Here is a 15,817-nt window from a genome sequence, read left to right on the forward strand (position 1 = left end):
TCTACAGTGGTTAGTGTTTGATTAATTATGTATCAAAATAGAAGAGTGTGACAGCAGTGCGATCGCTTTCTGGTAGCGTTGGGATAGAGCGATGAACAATATCTTTCACTTCGTTTTCAAGAGCAATTTTGGTTGGTTCAGGATGAATTGATGCCAATCCATCGGTGTCTTCAAAAGCAACGATAAAGTATCAATTAAAACCTCAAAGTATCAATTTTTATGGTAAAATTTGGTACTAATATCAAGTTTGTGTAAAGACAGTTTCAATTTCCGAAACGAAGCTGACAAAAGCTGTAGGAAGAGGCTAGCTTATTTGGTAATCGCAAGCGGCACTCAGCAGCTATGGTAAAAGAATTAGCAATTCGCACCAATGGACTGACGAAGCAATTTGATAGGCACGTTGCCGTTAATAATGTTGATTTAGAAATTTATGCAGGTGAAGTATATGGCTTAATTGGCCCCAATGGTGCAGGCAAAACTACTCTCATCCGGATGTTAGCAGCAGCAGAAGAACCGACTACGGGTGAGATTTATATTAATGGCGATCGCTTATTACGTGATCAAAGTAACCCCACTCTCAAACGTCGCCTTGGTTACTTACCTGATGACTATCCTTTGTATGAAGAACTGACAGTCTGGGATTACCTAGATTATTTTGCTCGTCTGTATCGTTTGCGAGAACCACGTCGGACAAAACGTTTGCACGAGGTTTTAGAACTAATACAGCTGGGGAATAAACGCAATAGCTTAATTGCCACTTTGTCACGAGGGATGAAGCAGCGCCTCAGTTTGGCACGGACAATCATTCATGAACCGATTTTGCTGCTGTTAGATGAACCTGTTTCGGGACTAGATCCGATTGCGAGGATGCAATTTCGAGAAATCATCAAAGTCTTGCAAGAAGCGGGAATGACAATACTAATTTCCTCCCATGTTCTCAGCGATTTAGCAGAATTATGCACTTCGGTGGGAATCATGGAACTCGGTTATTTAGTAGAAAGTGCATCACTAGAACAACTCTATCAACGTCTTGCCCGCCAGCAAATTGTCATCTTCACTTTAGGAAAACAAGAAGAATTATTAGCAGAACTAAAGAATAATCCTTGTGTGCAAGAGTGGGAAATCATGAGTGTTAAAAACAGCGTGCGGGTGAATTTTTCTGGTAAACAGGAAGACTGTGCTGATTTATTGCGATCGCTTATCCAAGCAAACATTCCTGTGAGTGAATTTCACTGCACTCAAGAAGACTTAGAAACTATTTTCCTCAAGCTTGGTCATAAACAAGCATCTTAGTTAGTTGTTGATTGTTGATTGTTGATTGTTTAGTATTTCCTCCTTGCCTCCCTTGTCCCCTCTTTCCCCAATCCCCAATTCCCAATTCCCATTTTGGAGTTCTCACCTATGATGCTCAATTTTATGGACAAAATAGGCGACTGGAATCCGCAATTACTGCGGGAAATTAAAGGTCGTCTGAAAGTTTTTCCTGCCGCGATCGCCTGCATTACATCCTTAGTTGGTCAGTTGATATTGTTCTTGTACCAATTACGGGAAATACCAGGCGAAAAATATCAAATGTCTGGAAATTATTGTCGTATAGGAGAAACTTATAAACAACAAATCAATGAGATTTACCCGCAGATTAACAAACTTCAACAGCAATTATCTGTATTAGGCAAATCTAAAAATTATGATGCATCAGCAATTCAATTTCTAACACAACAAATAGATCAACTCAAGACCCAAGAAAGGAACATCAATAATATTCTGTACAATCAGTACTGCCCACTTAACCAAATCGACATGCAGGGGTGGTGGCGGGATCATTGGGAATATATATTCCTATCACTAACTGTAATTTTTGTTTTTACACTATTAGTTGCAGGTACTTATTTACTGATTAATAACTTAGCTCAAGAAGAAAACCGGGGTACATTAAATTTCCTGCGTCTTAGTCCGCAGTCAGAAACAACTATTTTGACTGGGAAAATGCTAGGAGTTCCAATTTTAATTTATCTAGCAGTTGCAGTTGCTATTCCTTTTCATTTATTATCAGGTCGTGCTGCCAACATTGCTTTTAGTCACATTTTAAGTTTTTATGTGATTTTGGCGGCTAGTTGTTTCTTTTTCTATAGCGCTGCACTATTATTTGGATTTTTGAGCCGTTTCTTTAGTGGATTTCAACCTTGGTTAGGCTGTGGTACAGTTCTAATTTTCTTATTCGTGACAATGCAATTTGCATCTTCTGGCCCACATCTAGATCATGCAGCTGCTTGGTTGAGACTGTTCAGTCCTTTTGATATGACTGCTTATTTGTTTCCCAATTTATTCCGCAGATATAATTGGCAATTATTAGAACAAATACAATTTTTCTACTTGCCTGTGGGCAAAAGTTTGATTGGTTTGCTGGTTTTGAATTTAGTTAATTATGCCTTGTGGACTTACTGGGTTTGGCATGGATTAAAGCGTCGCTTTCGTAACCCAAATTCTACAATGCTGAGTAAGGGTCAAAGTTATTTGCTCGTTACTTATTTGCAACTTCTTCTTTGGGGATTTACTCTCCAATCTGCCAAAAATTATTATCCTTTCTACCCCAGTGGTACATCTGCTCCTGCTTATTCCGATTTAAACTATCAAGTAACACAAAACTTTGCTTATATAGTGTTTTTTAACTTGCTGTTACTGTTCAGTTTAATTGCCATTCTCTCACCCCATCGGCAAGCAGTGCAAGATTGGGCTAGGTATCGACACCAAAATATCTCTCGACGTCAAGGATTATGGCAGAATTATTTATTACAAGATTTAATTTGGGGTGAAAAAAGTCCCGCTCTCGTCACAATAGCAATTAATCTTGTAATTGTTACTATTCCGTTAGTAATTTGGATTTTAGTTGCACTTTCTTTGAAAACGAATAATAACAATAGCCTGGACTGGTTAGTTAACGAAGTTGGGCGCTTCAAAGCAATTTTAGGTGTGGTATTGTTTATCTGTATGATGATGATTTATGCCACCATCACGCAAATCATGCTCATGATGAAAAATTCCAAACGTTCTGTTTGGGCAATTGGAACTGTCGCCGCAGCAATGTTTTTACCACCCACGTTTTTAGGAATGCTGAATCTTCATCCAGAGACATATTCTACTTTATGGTTGCTTTCTAGTTTTCCTTGGGTGGGTTTAGAATATGCGACAACTACGACAGTTTTTGTAGCTCTTTTAGGTGAGTTGAGTGTTTTAGTATTGTTAAATTTGCAATTGAAACGTCAAATCAAAATAGCAGGAGAATCTGCGACAAAAGCTTTGCTAGCAACAAGCTAATTTGCATCGGTCTTGGTTTTATTCCATTCTAATGGACTTTAGCTATTAGCCCGAAACTTCAGTTCTGGGCACTTCTTTAAATTAAATGCAGACTCACTAGATTCTACCACGATGTTAATTGTAATTCCTATTCAAGGAATCATATATCTTGCTTTGAGTCGGGGACTAAAGTTCCGGCTGAAAGCTAAAACTCGTTAAAACAAGTTGAAACCTTCTGATAGTTTAGTTAGCTTGAGTTGAACTTAAGCTACCAGCCCTAAACTAAAGTTTAGGGCTAATGTTAGAGCTAATAATTGCACAGTTGCAAGATATGCATATACCAATATCTTTGTGTATTTGATTAACTCAGACAAAAATTTGCTTATTGTTAATTTCAACTTAAACATGGGAATTCTAATGATGAAAGGTTAGAAACTCTTGTTTTAGATAAAATTAACAATGCTCAAGTCTGTTGTTGGTCACAGTGATGATCCAGAATCCCAAAGTGCGATCGCAGAAGTTATAGAGCAATGTATCAATCAATTGGCAGGTGCAATACCTCAAGCAGGTATGCTGTTTGCAGCAATTGATTTTGACCATGCTCTCATTCTCAAGCACATCAACCAAGTATTTCCAGGAATTGATTTAATTGGTTGCACTACAGACGGTGAAATTTCCTCTACTCTTGGCTTTCAACAAGATTCGCTCACACTGATACTTTTCTGTTCTGATACAGTCAAAATTGCCGCTGGAGTTGGTTATGGAGTTCGTCAACATCCCACAGCTGCGGCTAAACAAGCAGTCAGACAAGCAACCGAAAAAAGTGGTGTTGGGGCGAAATTGTGCGTTTCTGTACCGGCTAGCTATCTTGAAGATGGCTCCACAACCAGTGGAGAAGAAATTCTCAGAGGGTTAAAAATGGCTTTGGGTGATGAGGTTCCCATTGTTGGAGGTACAGCCGGGGATCAATTTCGATTCCAAAAAACCTATCAATTTTTTCAATCTCAAGTATTGACTGATGCCTTACCAATTTTAATTTTCTGTGGGGATATCCACTTTTCCTATGGAATTGCTTGTGGTTGGAAACCTATTGGTCGCAAGAGTATTGTCACTAAGTCGGCTGGAACGGTTTTGTATGAGGTGGATGGTGAGCCAGCTCTAGAATTTTACAAACGTTATTTAGGCGATAGACGACCAACAGCTGAACATCCATTAGCTGTTTATGAAGGAGATAGCAACCGTTACTATATGCGAGTGCCAAATACCTATGATCTCGCATCCGGAAGTATTAATTTTCTAGGAGATATCCCCGAACAAGCTATTATTCAAGTCACCGATATTAGCCGAGATGAAGTGATTGCAGCTGCTAAAACTTCATTTCAAACAGCTTTGGAACATTACCCTGGAACTGTACCAGAAGTGATTTTACTTTTCTCGTGTTGCTGTCGTCGTTGGTTATTAGGCACAAGAGCAAAAGAAGAGTATCAACTTGTTAAACAAGCACTTCCAGAGGATATTCCTATTTGTGGATTTTATACCTATGGTGAGTTTGCACCACTCGAACCACAGGGTTCTACCTACTACCACCAAGAAACCTTTGTGACATTGCTTTTGGGAACAAGGTAACAAGGTGTATGGAATCCACCAACTATGAGAGCAGAATTAAAGACTTAGAAAAACGTGTGCGTACTCTCCAAAAGAAACTGGAACGTTCTGAGGCAGATCGACGACAACTTGAAGATGCGAGTGAACAGAGAGAAGCAATTCTCAAAAATGTGATTCGAGAATTAGAGGAGTCACAATTTGCTTTAGAAAGAAGGGGACAAGAACTAGAGACAGCACTAGACAATCTCAAAGCACTGCAATTGAAACTGATTGAATCTGAGAAAATGTCTGCTCTCGGAGTTATGGTTGCTGGTATTGCTCATGAAATCAACAACCCTGTTAGTTTTATCTACGGCAACTTAACTCACGCCAATACATATTTACAAGATTTACTCCAACTAGTACGGCTTTATCAACACTATTACCCAGAACCAGCGCCTGTAATTCAACAAGCAATTAAAACAATTGATCTGGAATTTCTCCAGCAAGATGTACAAGAGTTATTCCAGTCTATGAATATTGGAGCCGAACGTATTGCTGAGATTGTCAAATCATTACGCAACTTTTCTCGACTAGATGAAGCTGATCTGAAAATAGTCAATATTCATGAAGGTATTGATAATACTTTGGTAATTCTGAATAATCGTTTGAAATCCACTGCACAATTTCCTCATGGTATTAAAGTGATTCGAGACTATGGGCAATTGCCGTCAGTTGAATGTTATCCCGGAAAATTAAATCAAGTGTTTATAAATATCCTAAGCAATGCAATTGATGCTTTGGAAGAAGAAAAAATCAAGGCCATACAGACAGAAATGGAAGATTTTGTTTATCTTCCATGCATTAATATTTGTACTGAATTACTCGAGAATTACTGGGCAGTAATTCGTATTGCTGACAATGGAGCAGGAATAAATGATGATGTGCGAGCAAAAATTTTTGATCCATTTTTTACAACTAAAGAAGTAGGAAGAGGAACAGGTCTAGGCTTATCAATAAGCTATCAAATTGTCGTTAATAAACACAGGGGTAAATTAGAGTGCTACTCTACACCTGGAGAAGGATCTGAATTTGTAATTCAAATTCCTGTTAGACAGAATAATACTAGATCAGTAGATAGTGAATAGTTATCAAAAAAGTAATTTACGCCTGATGTGAATTGAATATGGAGACGCAATATTCCTTGCGCCTGCTAAAAAACGTTTTTTTAGAAATCGACCACCGATACACACCGATAAACACAGATAACACAGATGGATCTTTCATGGGTGGTTGGATGGTCATTGGTTTGTTGAGTATTTCCCATGATCTATTAGCGCCTTTGTTAATTCACATTAGACGTAATTTATCACTGGTAATTGGTAAACAAGAATCAACAACCACCTAGTATTATGAAAAGTAGTCGCGTGTCAAGACTAAAGTTTGCTATAAATCTCTTCTTCTTTCTGGTGCGTTTTCTCTTGCCTCATGCAGTTTATTAATGCACTGTTTTAAGGCAGTCACGCCACTACAAGAATTTTATTTTTACTAATAACCAATAACTATTGATAATTGACCATTGACTATTTGATTACCTTCCTAACTAATTCTGGAATCATAGAAGGACGTTCTGCTACTGGAACTTTGACTTCTGAAAATGCAGCTAATTTGCTTTTTGCTGTACCAAAATCTGGATGACGTCCAATTACTGCTGCTAGTGTTCCTGTCTGACGCCAGTGTCTGGCTGGTGGCGCATGTGTACCCGCAATATAGGCAACTACTGGTTTATCAATGGCTTCAGCAATGTAACGCGCAGCAGCTTCTTCTCGACCACCACCCGGTTGACCAACTAATACAATCGCCTCTGTGGAATCATCTTCGTCAAAAATTTGCAGCCATTGGATAAATGATGAACCAACGATCGCATCACTACCAATACTGACACTGATTGATTGTCCTAGACCAGCTGTAGTTAGTTCTCTAGCTACTTCATAAGTAAGGGTAGTGCTACGACTGAGGATTCCTACCTGACCAGGCGTATAAAATTCACTTGGTTGAGTACCTAAAAGAATTCGACCTGGTACAATAATGCCGGGGCTATTGGGTCCTACTACCAGTGTTTCTGTTGCTTCGGCTTTACGTAGCAACCGCACCATATCTGATGGTGGTACGCCAGGAGAAATGATCATTATTTGATGAATACCAGATGCGATCGCTTCCAATGCCGCATCTAAAACTTCGTAAGGATGTACACAGATAATTGTAGTATCAATTAATCCATATCTATCTACCACTTCTTCCACTAGATCAAATACTGGTAGACCATAGATTTTTTGACCACCACATCCAGGATTTACCCCTGCTATCAAATTAGTACCATAAGCTATCATTTGACCCACATGAGTAGCTGAAATATATTCACCGAAGCCTTGGATTATAACTTTGCTGTCTGGCGTTAAGTTCATAAAAAGCACGTTTCTAAAAGGCAGGAGGCTGAAGCAAAAACCCCATAAATCTATATTAGGGGTATGATATTAAGTCCGGCTGATCATCTACGATTAGGATCTCTCCGTGTTTTTGTTTCTCCATGCCAGAGCGTTTGTTGCTGAGCAAACTGAATCTATTTTGCCTCACATGCTACCTAAAGTTGGTGTAAAGAGGATTAAAACCTTCTGTGAGCAGTAGCTTTGGCAAGATTAACTGCTTGTGTTACTGCTTCATCTAAATTTTCTACTACCACTATAGATGCATCACTAGGAACTTTTAATGTTGTTAAATATTTTCTGGCTGCATTAAATTCAGAACCAGCAAGACGAACTACTAAGCGTGGTAAGTTGGTTTCGCGACGGCTTTTGTTTCCGTTAGAACGTAAAGTTTGTGTTTTGGCTTCATTTTTATTATGCTGCACAAAATTAGCAATTACTTCAGTGACTTCTTTGCTTTGAGGTACACTACCTAAAAAATTGATCAGTATGACTTGAATACTTTTATCAACAGCTAAAATATCCAAAGCTTTATCTAAGCGATCGCGAAAAGTACTTGGTAAAGTATCAGTGGGGAAAGCGTGACGCAAATTCAAACAAATACCTGGTTTGCCACCCGCATTCACTACTAAATCCAAAGTAGCCAATACCGAACCCGTACCATTACCTAGAATACCGATTTTACCATGTAGTTCTACCGCGTCCCACTCACTCAATCTCTTGTTAAACTCTGCACTACTATGACGATTAGCCGTTTTTCTTGCCATCTCAACAATATCCGGATGACGAGCGATCGCTCTTTCATTGACGCTAACGCTACCATTGAGAGCCATCACTTGACCAGAAGCATCCACCCCTAGAGGATTAATTTCTACCAAATCTAAATCTTTTTCTATAAATAGCTGGTACATTTTCTCAACTATTTTGCTTACCGTCTGCATTAACGCACCTTGTAAACCCATTTTTAAAGCTAGGCGTCGCGCATAAAACGGTGAAAATTCCTGTTCTACGACTACATGTTGCATTTTTTTGCCAGCAGATTCCCAATCAATATCTGCTTCTTTACAACCCAAAAGTATCGGTCTACAAACAGCAGTATCTAAAACTACCGCTAAAAAAAATTCTTGTTCGGCATTATACTTAGCTTCTGCTAACAACACTTCTGGTAATTCACCCAGAATTGGTAAATTAAAAATATTTTGTGCAGCGGCTATAGCATCTATAGTTGTTTCAGCAAACCGGACTCCACCTGCTTTTGCCCGTTCTCCTGCATGTACTTGGGATTTCAGAACAATTGGGTAGCGAATTTTTAATCTTTTTAAATCCGTGGGATGATCAATTTTTTGGGAAGGCAATACAGGAATGCCTATTGTCCGAAACCACTCTTTGACTTGATACTCTAGTAATTCCATTGACACACCTTGTCTCTAGCCATTTTTGGTTGATTGCAGCGTTTTTGTGGAAGATATAAAGCTGCACCTAGTTTGCATAATCAAACTTTAATCGTCTATATAATAATTATTTTTCTCTCACTAATTCTATCCAATTCAGTAACTCAGGTAGTTTTATAGCTTTTGTTACTAGCTGCTACTAATTTGATAACAAGTAATTAACTGTATCAGTAATTCTTCTTATATTTATGCGAACCAGCATTTTTGTCAGCAAATTTTGATACATTAGTACAAATATATTTTTCATGTTAGAGAAAATCTTGATTTAAGTGATTATAATCTTTAGCTTTTGAATATATATCAGAGAAAACACGAAGAAGCAACAGACTTTAGAGAGAGATTAAGCACCATTTTTGTTTGTTACTTTCATGTTTCTTCTTAATTCTAATTATTGCTGAATTAAAATGATTGTATAAATATTGATTGAAATAACTGATGCATACATCAGAATACATGAAAAAACAAAAAAGCTAAAATTTTATTTTTACCAATTTTGATTACTAATTAATAGTATTGTTGATTTTTATAGCCATCAAACAATTCTGAATTTTCGATTGATTCCATAGATGAATATCGTGGATCAAACCCTTCTGAGAATTATTGGTCATCAGAAATAATTCCTCGTGAAAATATCTACTTTCTTGTACTTAGTCTCTAGTCACTAGTTGATATTTTCACCTAAACCTTAACTTTTGATGAAAGTGGAAAAATTGTGCTAAAAAAATGGTCTCTCATATTGCAAGGCTGGGGGTCATGAAACTGTGTATCTACATTCCAAAAATCAAATAAGTTCTTTTGACACCCTGGAAAATAATTCAGACTATATAAATCAAAGGGATGACCTATGCAAGTAGCAGTCATAGAAGAAGATTTACAGTTTATAGCGCAAATTTTGCAAGAACAGCTACGGGCCGAAATTCCGTCTGGTGAATTTTTCCAGGTAAAGTGTGCTGTTAAAAATGATCAGTTGTTGATTCTAACTCAACATCCACAAGGTGTAAGTGCTGATACCGACAACATTTTTGCTGTACTTGAAGAAGCACTGCGATCGCTACTTAACCACCACGGACAGCGAGTGGAAATCTTTCTCAGAATCACAGGGGTCAAATTGCCTTATGCTAAATATTCTCTGGTTTTGCAAGGCTTGGAAGCGAAGGTAGACCAAGCAGTAGGGGAAGAGGAAAAGATAGATAATTCTTCTCCATTCACCACTTCTGATTCGTTAGTCGATGATCAGTCCCCTACAAACACCCCAAACGAACCAGAGGATCGGCTATTTGACCCAATGGCAGATGCGCCGGATTTGTCTTTTTACACAACAATCAAGTCAAGGCGTCCGATAAAGCCGATTGTGTTGGGTGTAGCTGTGACAGGAATTGCAGTTTTAGGCGCTGCTGCTTACTTGTTGACTCGTCCTTGTGTGATGTTTGAATGTAAAGAAATCCAAACGGCTGAGAATTTACAAAAATCATGGCAACGCCAGATACAAAATGCCAAGTCTGAATCAGAATTAATTAAAGTGCAACAGCAACTTGTGGAAGCAACCTTAGCACTAAAAAAGATTCCTGGTTATTCCCCACGTTACCAAGAAGCCGAGACACTGGCAACTAATTTATCTAGGAAATCAGAAACTATTAACAAAATCGTCAAAGCCTTCGGTGCAGCTTCATTGGCGACAAAAAAAAGTCAAACTTCAGCCAATAGTCTAGAAGAACTAAAAGCTAGGCAAAAATTGTGGCGACAAGCGATCGCACCATTAGAAACAATCAGTGCCAATAATGAACTTTATGGGTTAGTACAGCCAAGATTAGGAATATATCGTGCCAAATTGCGGACTGTAAATCAGCAATTACAACTAGAAGATAAATGGTTAAAAAAAATAACAGCTGCTAAAAATGTAGCAAATGCCGCCACAAAACAAGAAACTACAGCTAAAACCTTATCAGAATTACAAAAAGTCCAATCCACCTGGCAAGTAGCAATTAATGCCTTGAGTATTATTCCCAAAACTAGCTCTGTATACTCACAAGCACAACAGCTACTGATAGAGTATAAACCCAAACTCGTAGCTGCACGCGATCGCGCCACCCAACAACTACTAGCAGCCAAAACCTACAAACAAGCCATTGAAAACGCAGAACAAGCCAAACGTTACGAAAAACAAAACCAATGGCAAGCAGCAGTAACCTACTGGAACCAAGCTTTAAGTGCTGCGAAACAGGTCAAAGAAGATAGTTTGTACTACATCCAGGCTCAAACTTTGATCCAACCTTATTCGACATCCCTCAAACAAGCAGAAGCAAAACTCCAAGTTGCTAACTCTTTACAACAAACTCGCGCTGACCTAGAAAATACTTGTTCTGGCGTAATTCGCGTTTGTAATTTTACCATTACCGACCGAGAAATCATCGTTCGGATGACTCCTGAGTATGAACAAGCACTCAACAGCAACTTAAATCAGGGCAATCAAAGTACTGTAGCTAATATTACTAGCCATTTAGAAAGCCTACAGCAAGCCCTAGATGTCATTAGTGATAATGCTAACTTGGCTGTGATTGTTTTTGATGCCCAAGGTAGTCAAATTCATGGACATGTGCCAGGAGGGTGAAAACAATTAAAAATTAAAAATTAAAAATTTTAGGATGAAGATGGGGGAGTGTAGTAATTGTACACAAACAAGTTCTGGCTCATCAATTAAAGCTTGCAATTGTCCCCGAATCGCTTCCAATAGCGAAGATTTACCTTCTACTACCCGAAACTCTTATTCTAGTAACACGGGTAACATCAATTGTTCACAATATACTCGTAGTGTTGATTGTTGATTGTTGATTGTTGGTTGTTGATTTTTGGTTAGTAGTTAGTAGTTAATGGCTTACTACTCCTTACACCCCACCCTTACGGGAAGCCTATGAGCGCACGGCAGGTGACGCCACGTGCTTTATGCCGGGAAACCCGTCCACCGCACTGCCTCGTCTACACACTCCTCACACCTCCCCATTGCCCCTAATCCCCACCTCCCCACTCCCTCATCTAACCAACTGCGCGGCGGAGTTAAAAAACAGCCGACTCAATCCCCTAGTTAACAAAATGATTGTCAGCAAGTTGGCAAAGGCAGTCATAAACATAATTACAATTTGGTAGGAAGCAGCATCAAGAGTATTCACACCGCTTAATATCTGTCCAGCAACAAATCCTGGTATTGTCACTAAACCAATAATCATCATTTGGTTGACAGTAGGAATTAAACCAGCACGAATGGCGTCTTTACGATACTGAGCGATCGCTTGCTGGGGAGTTGCACCTAAACTTAAATGAGTTTCGATTTCGATGTGACTATTATTGATGGTATTGACGAGACGTTCTCCAGCGATCGCAGCTGCATTCATCGCATTACCCAATATTATTCCCGCCAAAGGAATTACATACTGTGGTTCGTACCATCTATTTGGCTGAATAATCACAAAATTAGTATAAAGTATAGCCACAATTGTACTAAGTAAAATTGAACCCCACACCAGAGGCAGAACTTGCGGTATTTTTTGAGTGATGCGATTTCGTGCGACAATCGCCGTAATTGTCAGCAATAATACTAAAAACCCCAAAACTGCCCAAGCATTGTTAAAAGCAAAGATGAAATCTAAAACGTATCCTAATACCGCTAGTTGTAGGATAGTTCTCCCAGTCGCCAGAACTAAGTTGAGTTCTAGTCCGAGATTTTCCCAAACAGATAAACCAATGACTATAGCCATCAATGCTGTAGCACTAGCCAAATCGACCAAATCTAATTTCATCAGTTCTTGCATAGTTATGTCGTTGATGGTTGGTAGGGGCGAAGCATTTGTATGAGTATTTTGGTTAAAAACTATAGATCTTCAATACAAATGCTACCCTTCAGTAAGCCGCTTCGCCTCTACGCCCGTACAGTAGTTGGTGGTTGATTGTGCCAAACACCAAACAACAAACAACAATCAACACACAACAACCCACGGGAACTTTGATTACATGTATTGGATCTTGTGTTGGTGTATATTACTTTTACCCTAACAAATTGATGCCTTCAACAATTTTAAATTCCAAATGCAAAACTCAACTCAGGGTTTAGCAAGTAACGGCAAACATTTCAAGAGTTATACATTTTATTGGCAAGTTCTAAAACACGGCAATAATTACAGTAAAAACTCTTGAATAAAACGTATTATAGAGAACATATCAATAGCAACAATTAGTTCACAAGTTCTCTGGATAAAAATTTAGTGATGGCATCTATATTGACATAACTTATAAACTCATGGTTCAAAGTCAAAATTCCATCCCTGCATTTGATATCAAACAGCAATATGCCTCCATTGAAGCAGAAGTGAGTACTGCGGTTTTAGAGGTTTTGACATCTGGTCGTTATATTGGTGGACCAGTGGTTGAAGGCTTCGAGCAACAGTTTGCTGCCTATAATGGTGTCAATGAATGTGTAGTTTGTAATTCTGGTACAGATGCACTTTATTTAGCGCTAAGGGCTTTTAATATTGGTGCAGACGATGAGGTAATTACAACACCTTTCACTTTTATCGCCACATCTGAGGTGATTAATGCTGTAGGGGCAAAACCAGTGTTTGTTGATATCGATGCAACCACTTTTAATTTAGATTTAGAACAACTCGCAGCAGCCATCACACCAAAAACTAAAGCCATTATCCCAGTTCACTTATTTGGACAACCTGTCGATATGACTGCATTGATGAGTATTGCCAATACTCACAATCTCATAGTCATTGAAGATTGCGCCCAATCTACAGGCGCAACCTGGAATAGCCAAAGAGTAGGTAGTATAGGACATATCGGCTGTTTTAGTTTCTACCCTACCAAAAATCTCGGTGGTTGCGGCGATGGCGGAGCGATAACGACTAATGACCCAGAAATTGCTGCTAAATTAAGGGTATTAAAAGAGCATGGTCAAAAAAATCGCTACATTCACGAAGAGATAGGTGTGAACAGCCGTTTGGATGCCATCCAAGCGGCTATTTTACAGATCAAGCTGCGTTATTTAGATGTCTGGAATCAAAAAAGGCAGGCGATCGCATTCCGTTACCAACAATTTCTCAATCAAGTTCCCGGCATAATTCCACCACAAGAATTAAATGGTGGCAAAGGAGTTTGGAACCAATACACGATTCGCGTACTGAACAACAAAAGAGACTGGGTACGAAATCAATTGCAAGAACGGGGCGTAAATACCATGATTTACTATCCCCGTCCTCTACACTTACAACCAGTTTACGAAAGTTTGAACTATCAACCAGGGCAGCTACCAGTATCCGAACAAGCATCCCAAGAGGTTTTATCCTTACCCATGTTCCCAGAACTTTCCGAAGAACAACAAGATCAGGTGATTTATAGCCTCAAGGATTGTTTGGCGTAGGCAGGGGATAGGGGATCGGGGACGACTTGGGGGACGAACTAGACAAGGGAGAACATCTCCACTCCCCATCACCCCATCACCCCAATCCCTACCCTCTCACCTCTACACTGGTTCCCAAAGCCTCTACCAAACCACGAACAGCCGCAATCATTGCGATTTCACTGTTGAGTTGGTTGATGGCAGAACCGACACCAACACCAGCAGCACCAGCAGCGATCGCTAAGGATGCAGTGACGTTAGAAATCCCAGAAGCACACAGTACTGGAACAGATACCACACGAGCAATTTCGTAAGCTGCTGCCAATGTGGGAGCCGCTTTTTCAATCAAACCCAATGTTCCAGCATGAGTGGGGTTGCTGCTAGTACCACCTTCGGTTTGAATGATATCAGCACCAGCTTTCACCAATTCCTCAGCCAGTTGTACCTGTGCGTCCAGTGTCAGAATGTGAGGAACTGTCACAGAGAGCGTGATTTCTGGTAGCAAGGCGCGGGTTTGGCGAGTTAATGCCAAAACTTCCTCAGCCTCAAATCTACGACCTTGAGCGTAGAAAGCATCAAAATTTCCAATTTCAATTAAATCCGCACCAGCAGCTATAGCTGGCAAGAACTTTTCCGGTTCTACCGCAGATACACAAATAGGTAGATTAGTCAATGTTTTGGCTAATTTTACTAAGTCAGGTGCAGCAGCGATATCAACAAAAGTAGCACCACCGTGGTGTGCTGCTTTCACAGTTGCCGCCACACGGACAGGATCAAAATTATTCAAACCGCTGATAACTTTGAGGGCGCAACGGTTAGCAAATGCACGTTGGAGAGTTGGATGCATCGTCATGGTTTCTCTCGCAAATAATCAAAGTAGGAATATTTTGACATTCTTTAGTGTCTTTAGGAATCTGGGATTGGCGATCGCTTTCAAGGTCAGGTTTTTAGAAGTTCACCAGTGAGTAGTCAACATATGTTTACAATTAGCTTTTCTGTGTTAAAAATCTTTAGAATTTACAAATTTAAGCGGAGAATTGCAGTAAGCTCATTTTGAATTGTAGTGTGCATTTAAAAGGAATCTTTACTATGGCTTCACTTTTGGCTTCATACCCTGCTTCATTTTTGTCTCCTATTCTTGTCTACAGTATTGGTTGGATTGTACCAATTGTCGTTTTCTCCTTTATGCTGATCTACATTGAGCGCGAGGATATTGCCTAAATTTGTTGTTAGTTGGTAGTTGTTAGTTGTTTGGAAAAACTAACAAGTAACAATCAACATTATAAAAATTAATACCGCCTATCTCTTGGAGACGGGCGGTTTTTTAATGCTGATTTCTAAACCAATTGCTAGAAAAGTCCGGCTTTTAGTATTAGGCTCGTCTCAATTTTAGACAGCAGAACCTAGTCCGGCGTAGGCTCCATAGAAGAAAATACCTACAACAGTAATAACACCTAATCCTGCGATTGTAGCAACAATCCACAGAGGAATTCTCCCACTTCCAGACACTGTTTTCTCCTCCCTAAACGCAAAATCAACACAGATTAATTCAGTTATCAGTTATCAGTTTTATATCTTTAGATAACTGTTCACTGATTAAATAGCAACTGTTC

The 15,817-nt window shown here is 39.3% G+C and carries 14 protein-coding genes; 8 read left to right on the forward strand and 6 right to left on the reverse strand.

What is annotated here, in order from left to right; translation table 11 throughout:
• Positions 1–25 precede the first annotated feature (25 nt).
• Positions 26–157, reverse strand: coding sequence for a hypothetical protein (locus tag NIES592_RS25980; RefSeq protein WP_256678168.1), 132 nt, complete (start codon positions 155–157; stop codon positions 26–28).
• Positions 158–342: 185 nt separating this feature from the next.
• On the opposite strand from NIES592_RS25980, the gene NIES592_RS18075 reads away from it, so the two are divergent.
• From NIES592_RS18075 to NIES592_RS18095, 5 genes are all read left to right on the forward strand, one after another.
• Entirely contained in the window at positions 343–1,293 is a 951-nt protein-coding gene (locus NIES592_RS18075; protein WP_073556484.1) for an ABC transporter ATP-binding protein, read from the forward strand.
• Between the two features lie 108 nt (positions 1,294–1,401).
• The gene (locus NIES592_RS18080; protein WP_073556485.1) at positions 1,402–3,315 is read left to right on the forward strand and encodes an ABC transporter permease subunit; all 1,914 of its coding nucleotides are present in this window, start codon (positions 1,402–1,404) and stop codon (positions 3,313–3,315) included.
• Positions 3,316–3,753: 438 nt separating this feature from the next.
• Entirely contained in the window at positions 3,754–4,920 is a 1,167-nt protein-coding gene (locus tag NIES592_RS18085; RefSeq protein ID WP_073556486.1) for an FIST signal transduction protein, read from the forward strand.
• Between the two features lie 8 nt (positions 4,921–4,928).
• Positions 4,929–6,026, forward strand: a complete 1,098-nt coding sequence (locus tag NIES592_RS18090) for a sensor histidine kinase (protein WP_073556487.1) — start codon at positions 4,929–4,931, stop codon at positions 6,024–6,026.
• 38 nt (positions 6,027–6,064) lie between these two features.
• Positions 6,065–6,286, forward strand: coding sequence for a hypothetical protein (locus tag NIES592_RS18095; protein ID WP_073556488.1), 222 nt, complete (start codon positions 6,065–6,067; stop codon positions 6,284–6,286).
• Positions 6,287–6,461: 175 nt separating this feature from the next.
• On the opposite strand, the gene NIES592_RS18100 is transcribed toward NIES592_RS18095, so the two are convergent.
• Both NIES592_RS18100 and NIES592_RS18105 read right to left on the reverse strand, forming a co-directional pair.
• Entirely contained in the window at positions 6,462–7,343 is an 882-nt protein-coding gene (locus NIES592_RS18100; RefSeq protein WP_062250224.1) for a succinate--CoA ligase subunit alpha, read from the reverse strand.
• Positions 7,344–7,540: 197 nt separating this feature from the next.
• A complete protein-coding gene (locus NIES592_RS18105) occupies positions 7,541–8,773 on the reverse strand; it encodes a succinate--CoA ligase subunit beta (RefSeq protein ID WP_062250226.1) in 1,233 nt (410 codons plus the stop codon).
• An 883-nt stretch (positions 8,774–9,656) separates the two neighbouring features.
• On the opposite strand from NIES592_RS18105, the gene NIES592_RS18110 reads away from it, so the two are divergent.
• On the forward strand, positions 9,657–11,420 hold the full coding sequence (locus tag NIES592_RS18110) for a hypothetical protein (protein WP_073556489.1): 1,764 nt from the start codon (positions 9,657–9,659) through the stop codon (positions 11,418–11,420).
• Positions 11,421–11,838: 418 nt separating this feature from the next.
• Here NIES592_RS18110 and NIES592_RS18115 read toward each other — a convergent pair whose 3' ends face one another.
• The gene (locus tag NIES592_RS18115) at positions 11,839–12,615 is read right to left on the reverse strand and encodes an ABC transporter permease (protein ID WP_073556490.1); all 777 of its coding nucleotides are present in this window, start codon (positions 12,613–12,615) and stop codon (positions 11,839–11,841) included.
• Between the two features lie 485 nt (positions 12,616–13,100).
• Here NIES592_RS18115 and NIES592_RS18120 point away from each other — a divergent pair, with 485 nt between their 5' ends.
• A complete protein-coding gene (locus NIES592_RS18120) occupies positions 13,101–14,225 on the forward strand; it encodes a DegT/DnrJ/EryC1/StrS family aminotransferase (protein WP_062250232.1) in 1,125 nt (374 codons plus the stop codon).
• An 88-nt stretch (positions 14,226–14,313) separates the two neighbouring features.
• Here the strand turns inward: NIES592_RS18120 and NIES592_RS18125 are convergent, their stop codons facing one another.
• Positions 14,314–15,057 (reverse strand): DUF561 domain-containing protein, encoded by a 744-nt coding sequence (locus NIES592_RS18125; protein ID WP_073556491.1) that lies wholly within the window; start codon positions 15,055–15,057, stop codon positions 14,314–14,316.
• A 236-nt stretch (positions 15,058–15,293) separates the two neighbouring features.
• Between NIES592_RS18125 and NIES592_RS18130 the strand changes: the two genes are divergently transcribed.
• Positions 15,294–15,425: a hypothetical protein gene (locus NIES592_RS18130; protein ID WP_009460052.1), complete on the forward strand. Its 132-nt coding sequence runs from the start codon at positions 15,294–15,296 to the stop codon at positions 15,423–15,425.
• A 168-nt stretch (positions 15,426–15,593) separates the two neighbouring features.
• Here NIES592_RS18130 and NIES592_RS18135 read toward each other — a convergent pair whose 3' ends face one another.
• Positions 15,594–15,713, reverse strand: coding sequence for a photosystem II reaction center protein J (locus tag NIES592_RS18135; RefSeq protein ID WP_016871440.1), 120 nt, complete (start codon positions 15,711–15,713; stop codon positions 15,594–15,596).
• Positions 15,714–15,817 lie beyond the last annotated feature (104 nt).

The organism is Fischerella major NIES-592 (genome assembly GCF_001904645.1).
GTDB lineage: Bacteria > Cyanobacteriota > Cyanobacteriia > Cyanobacteriales > Nostocaceae > Fischerella > Fischerella thermalis.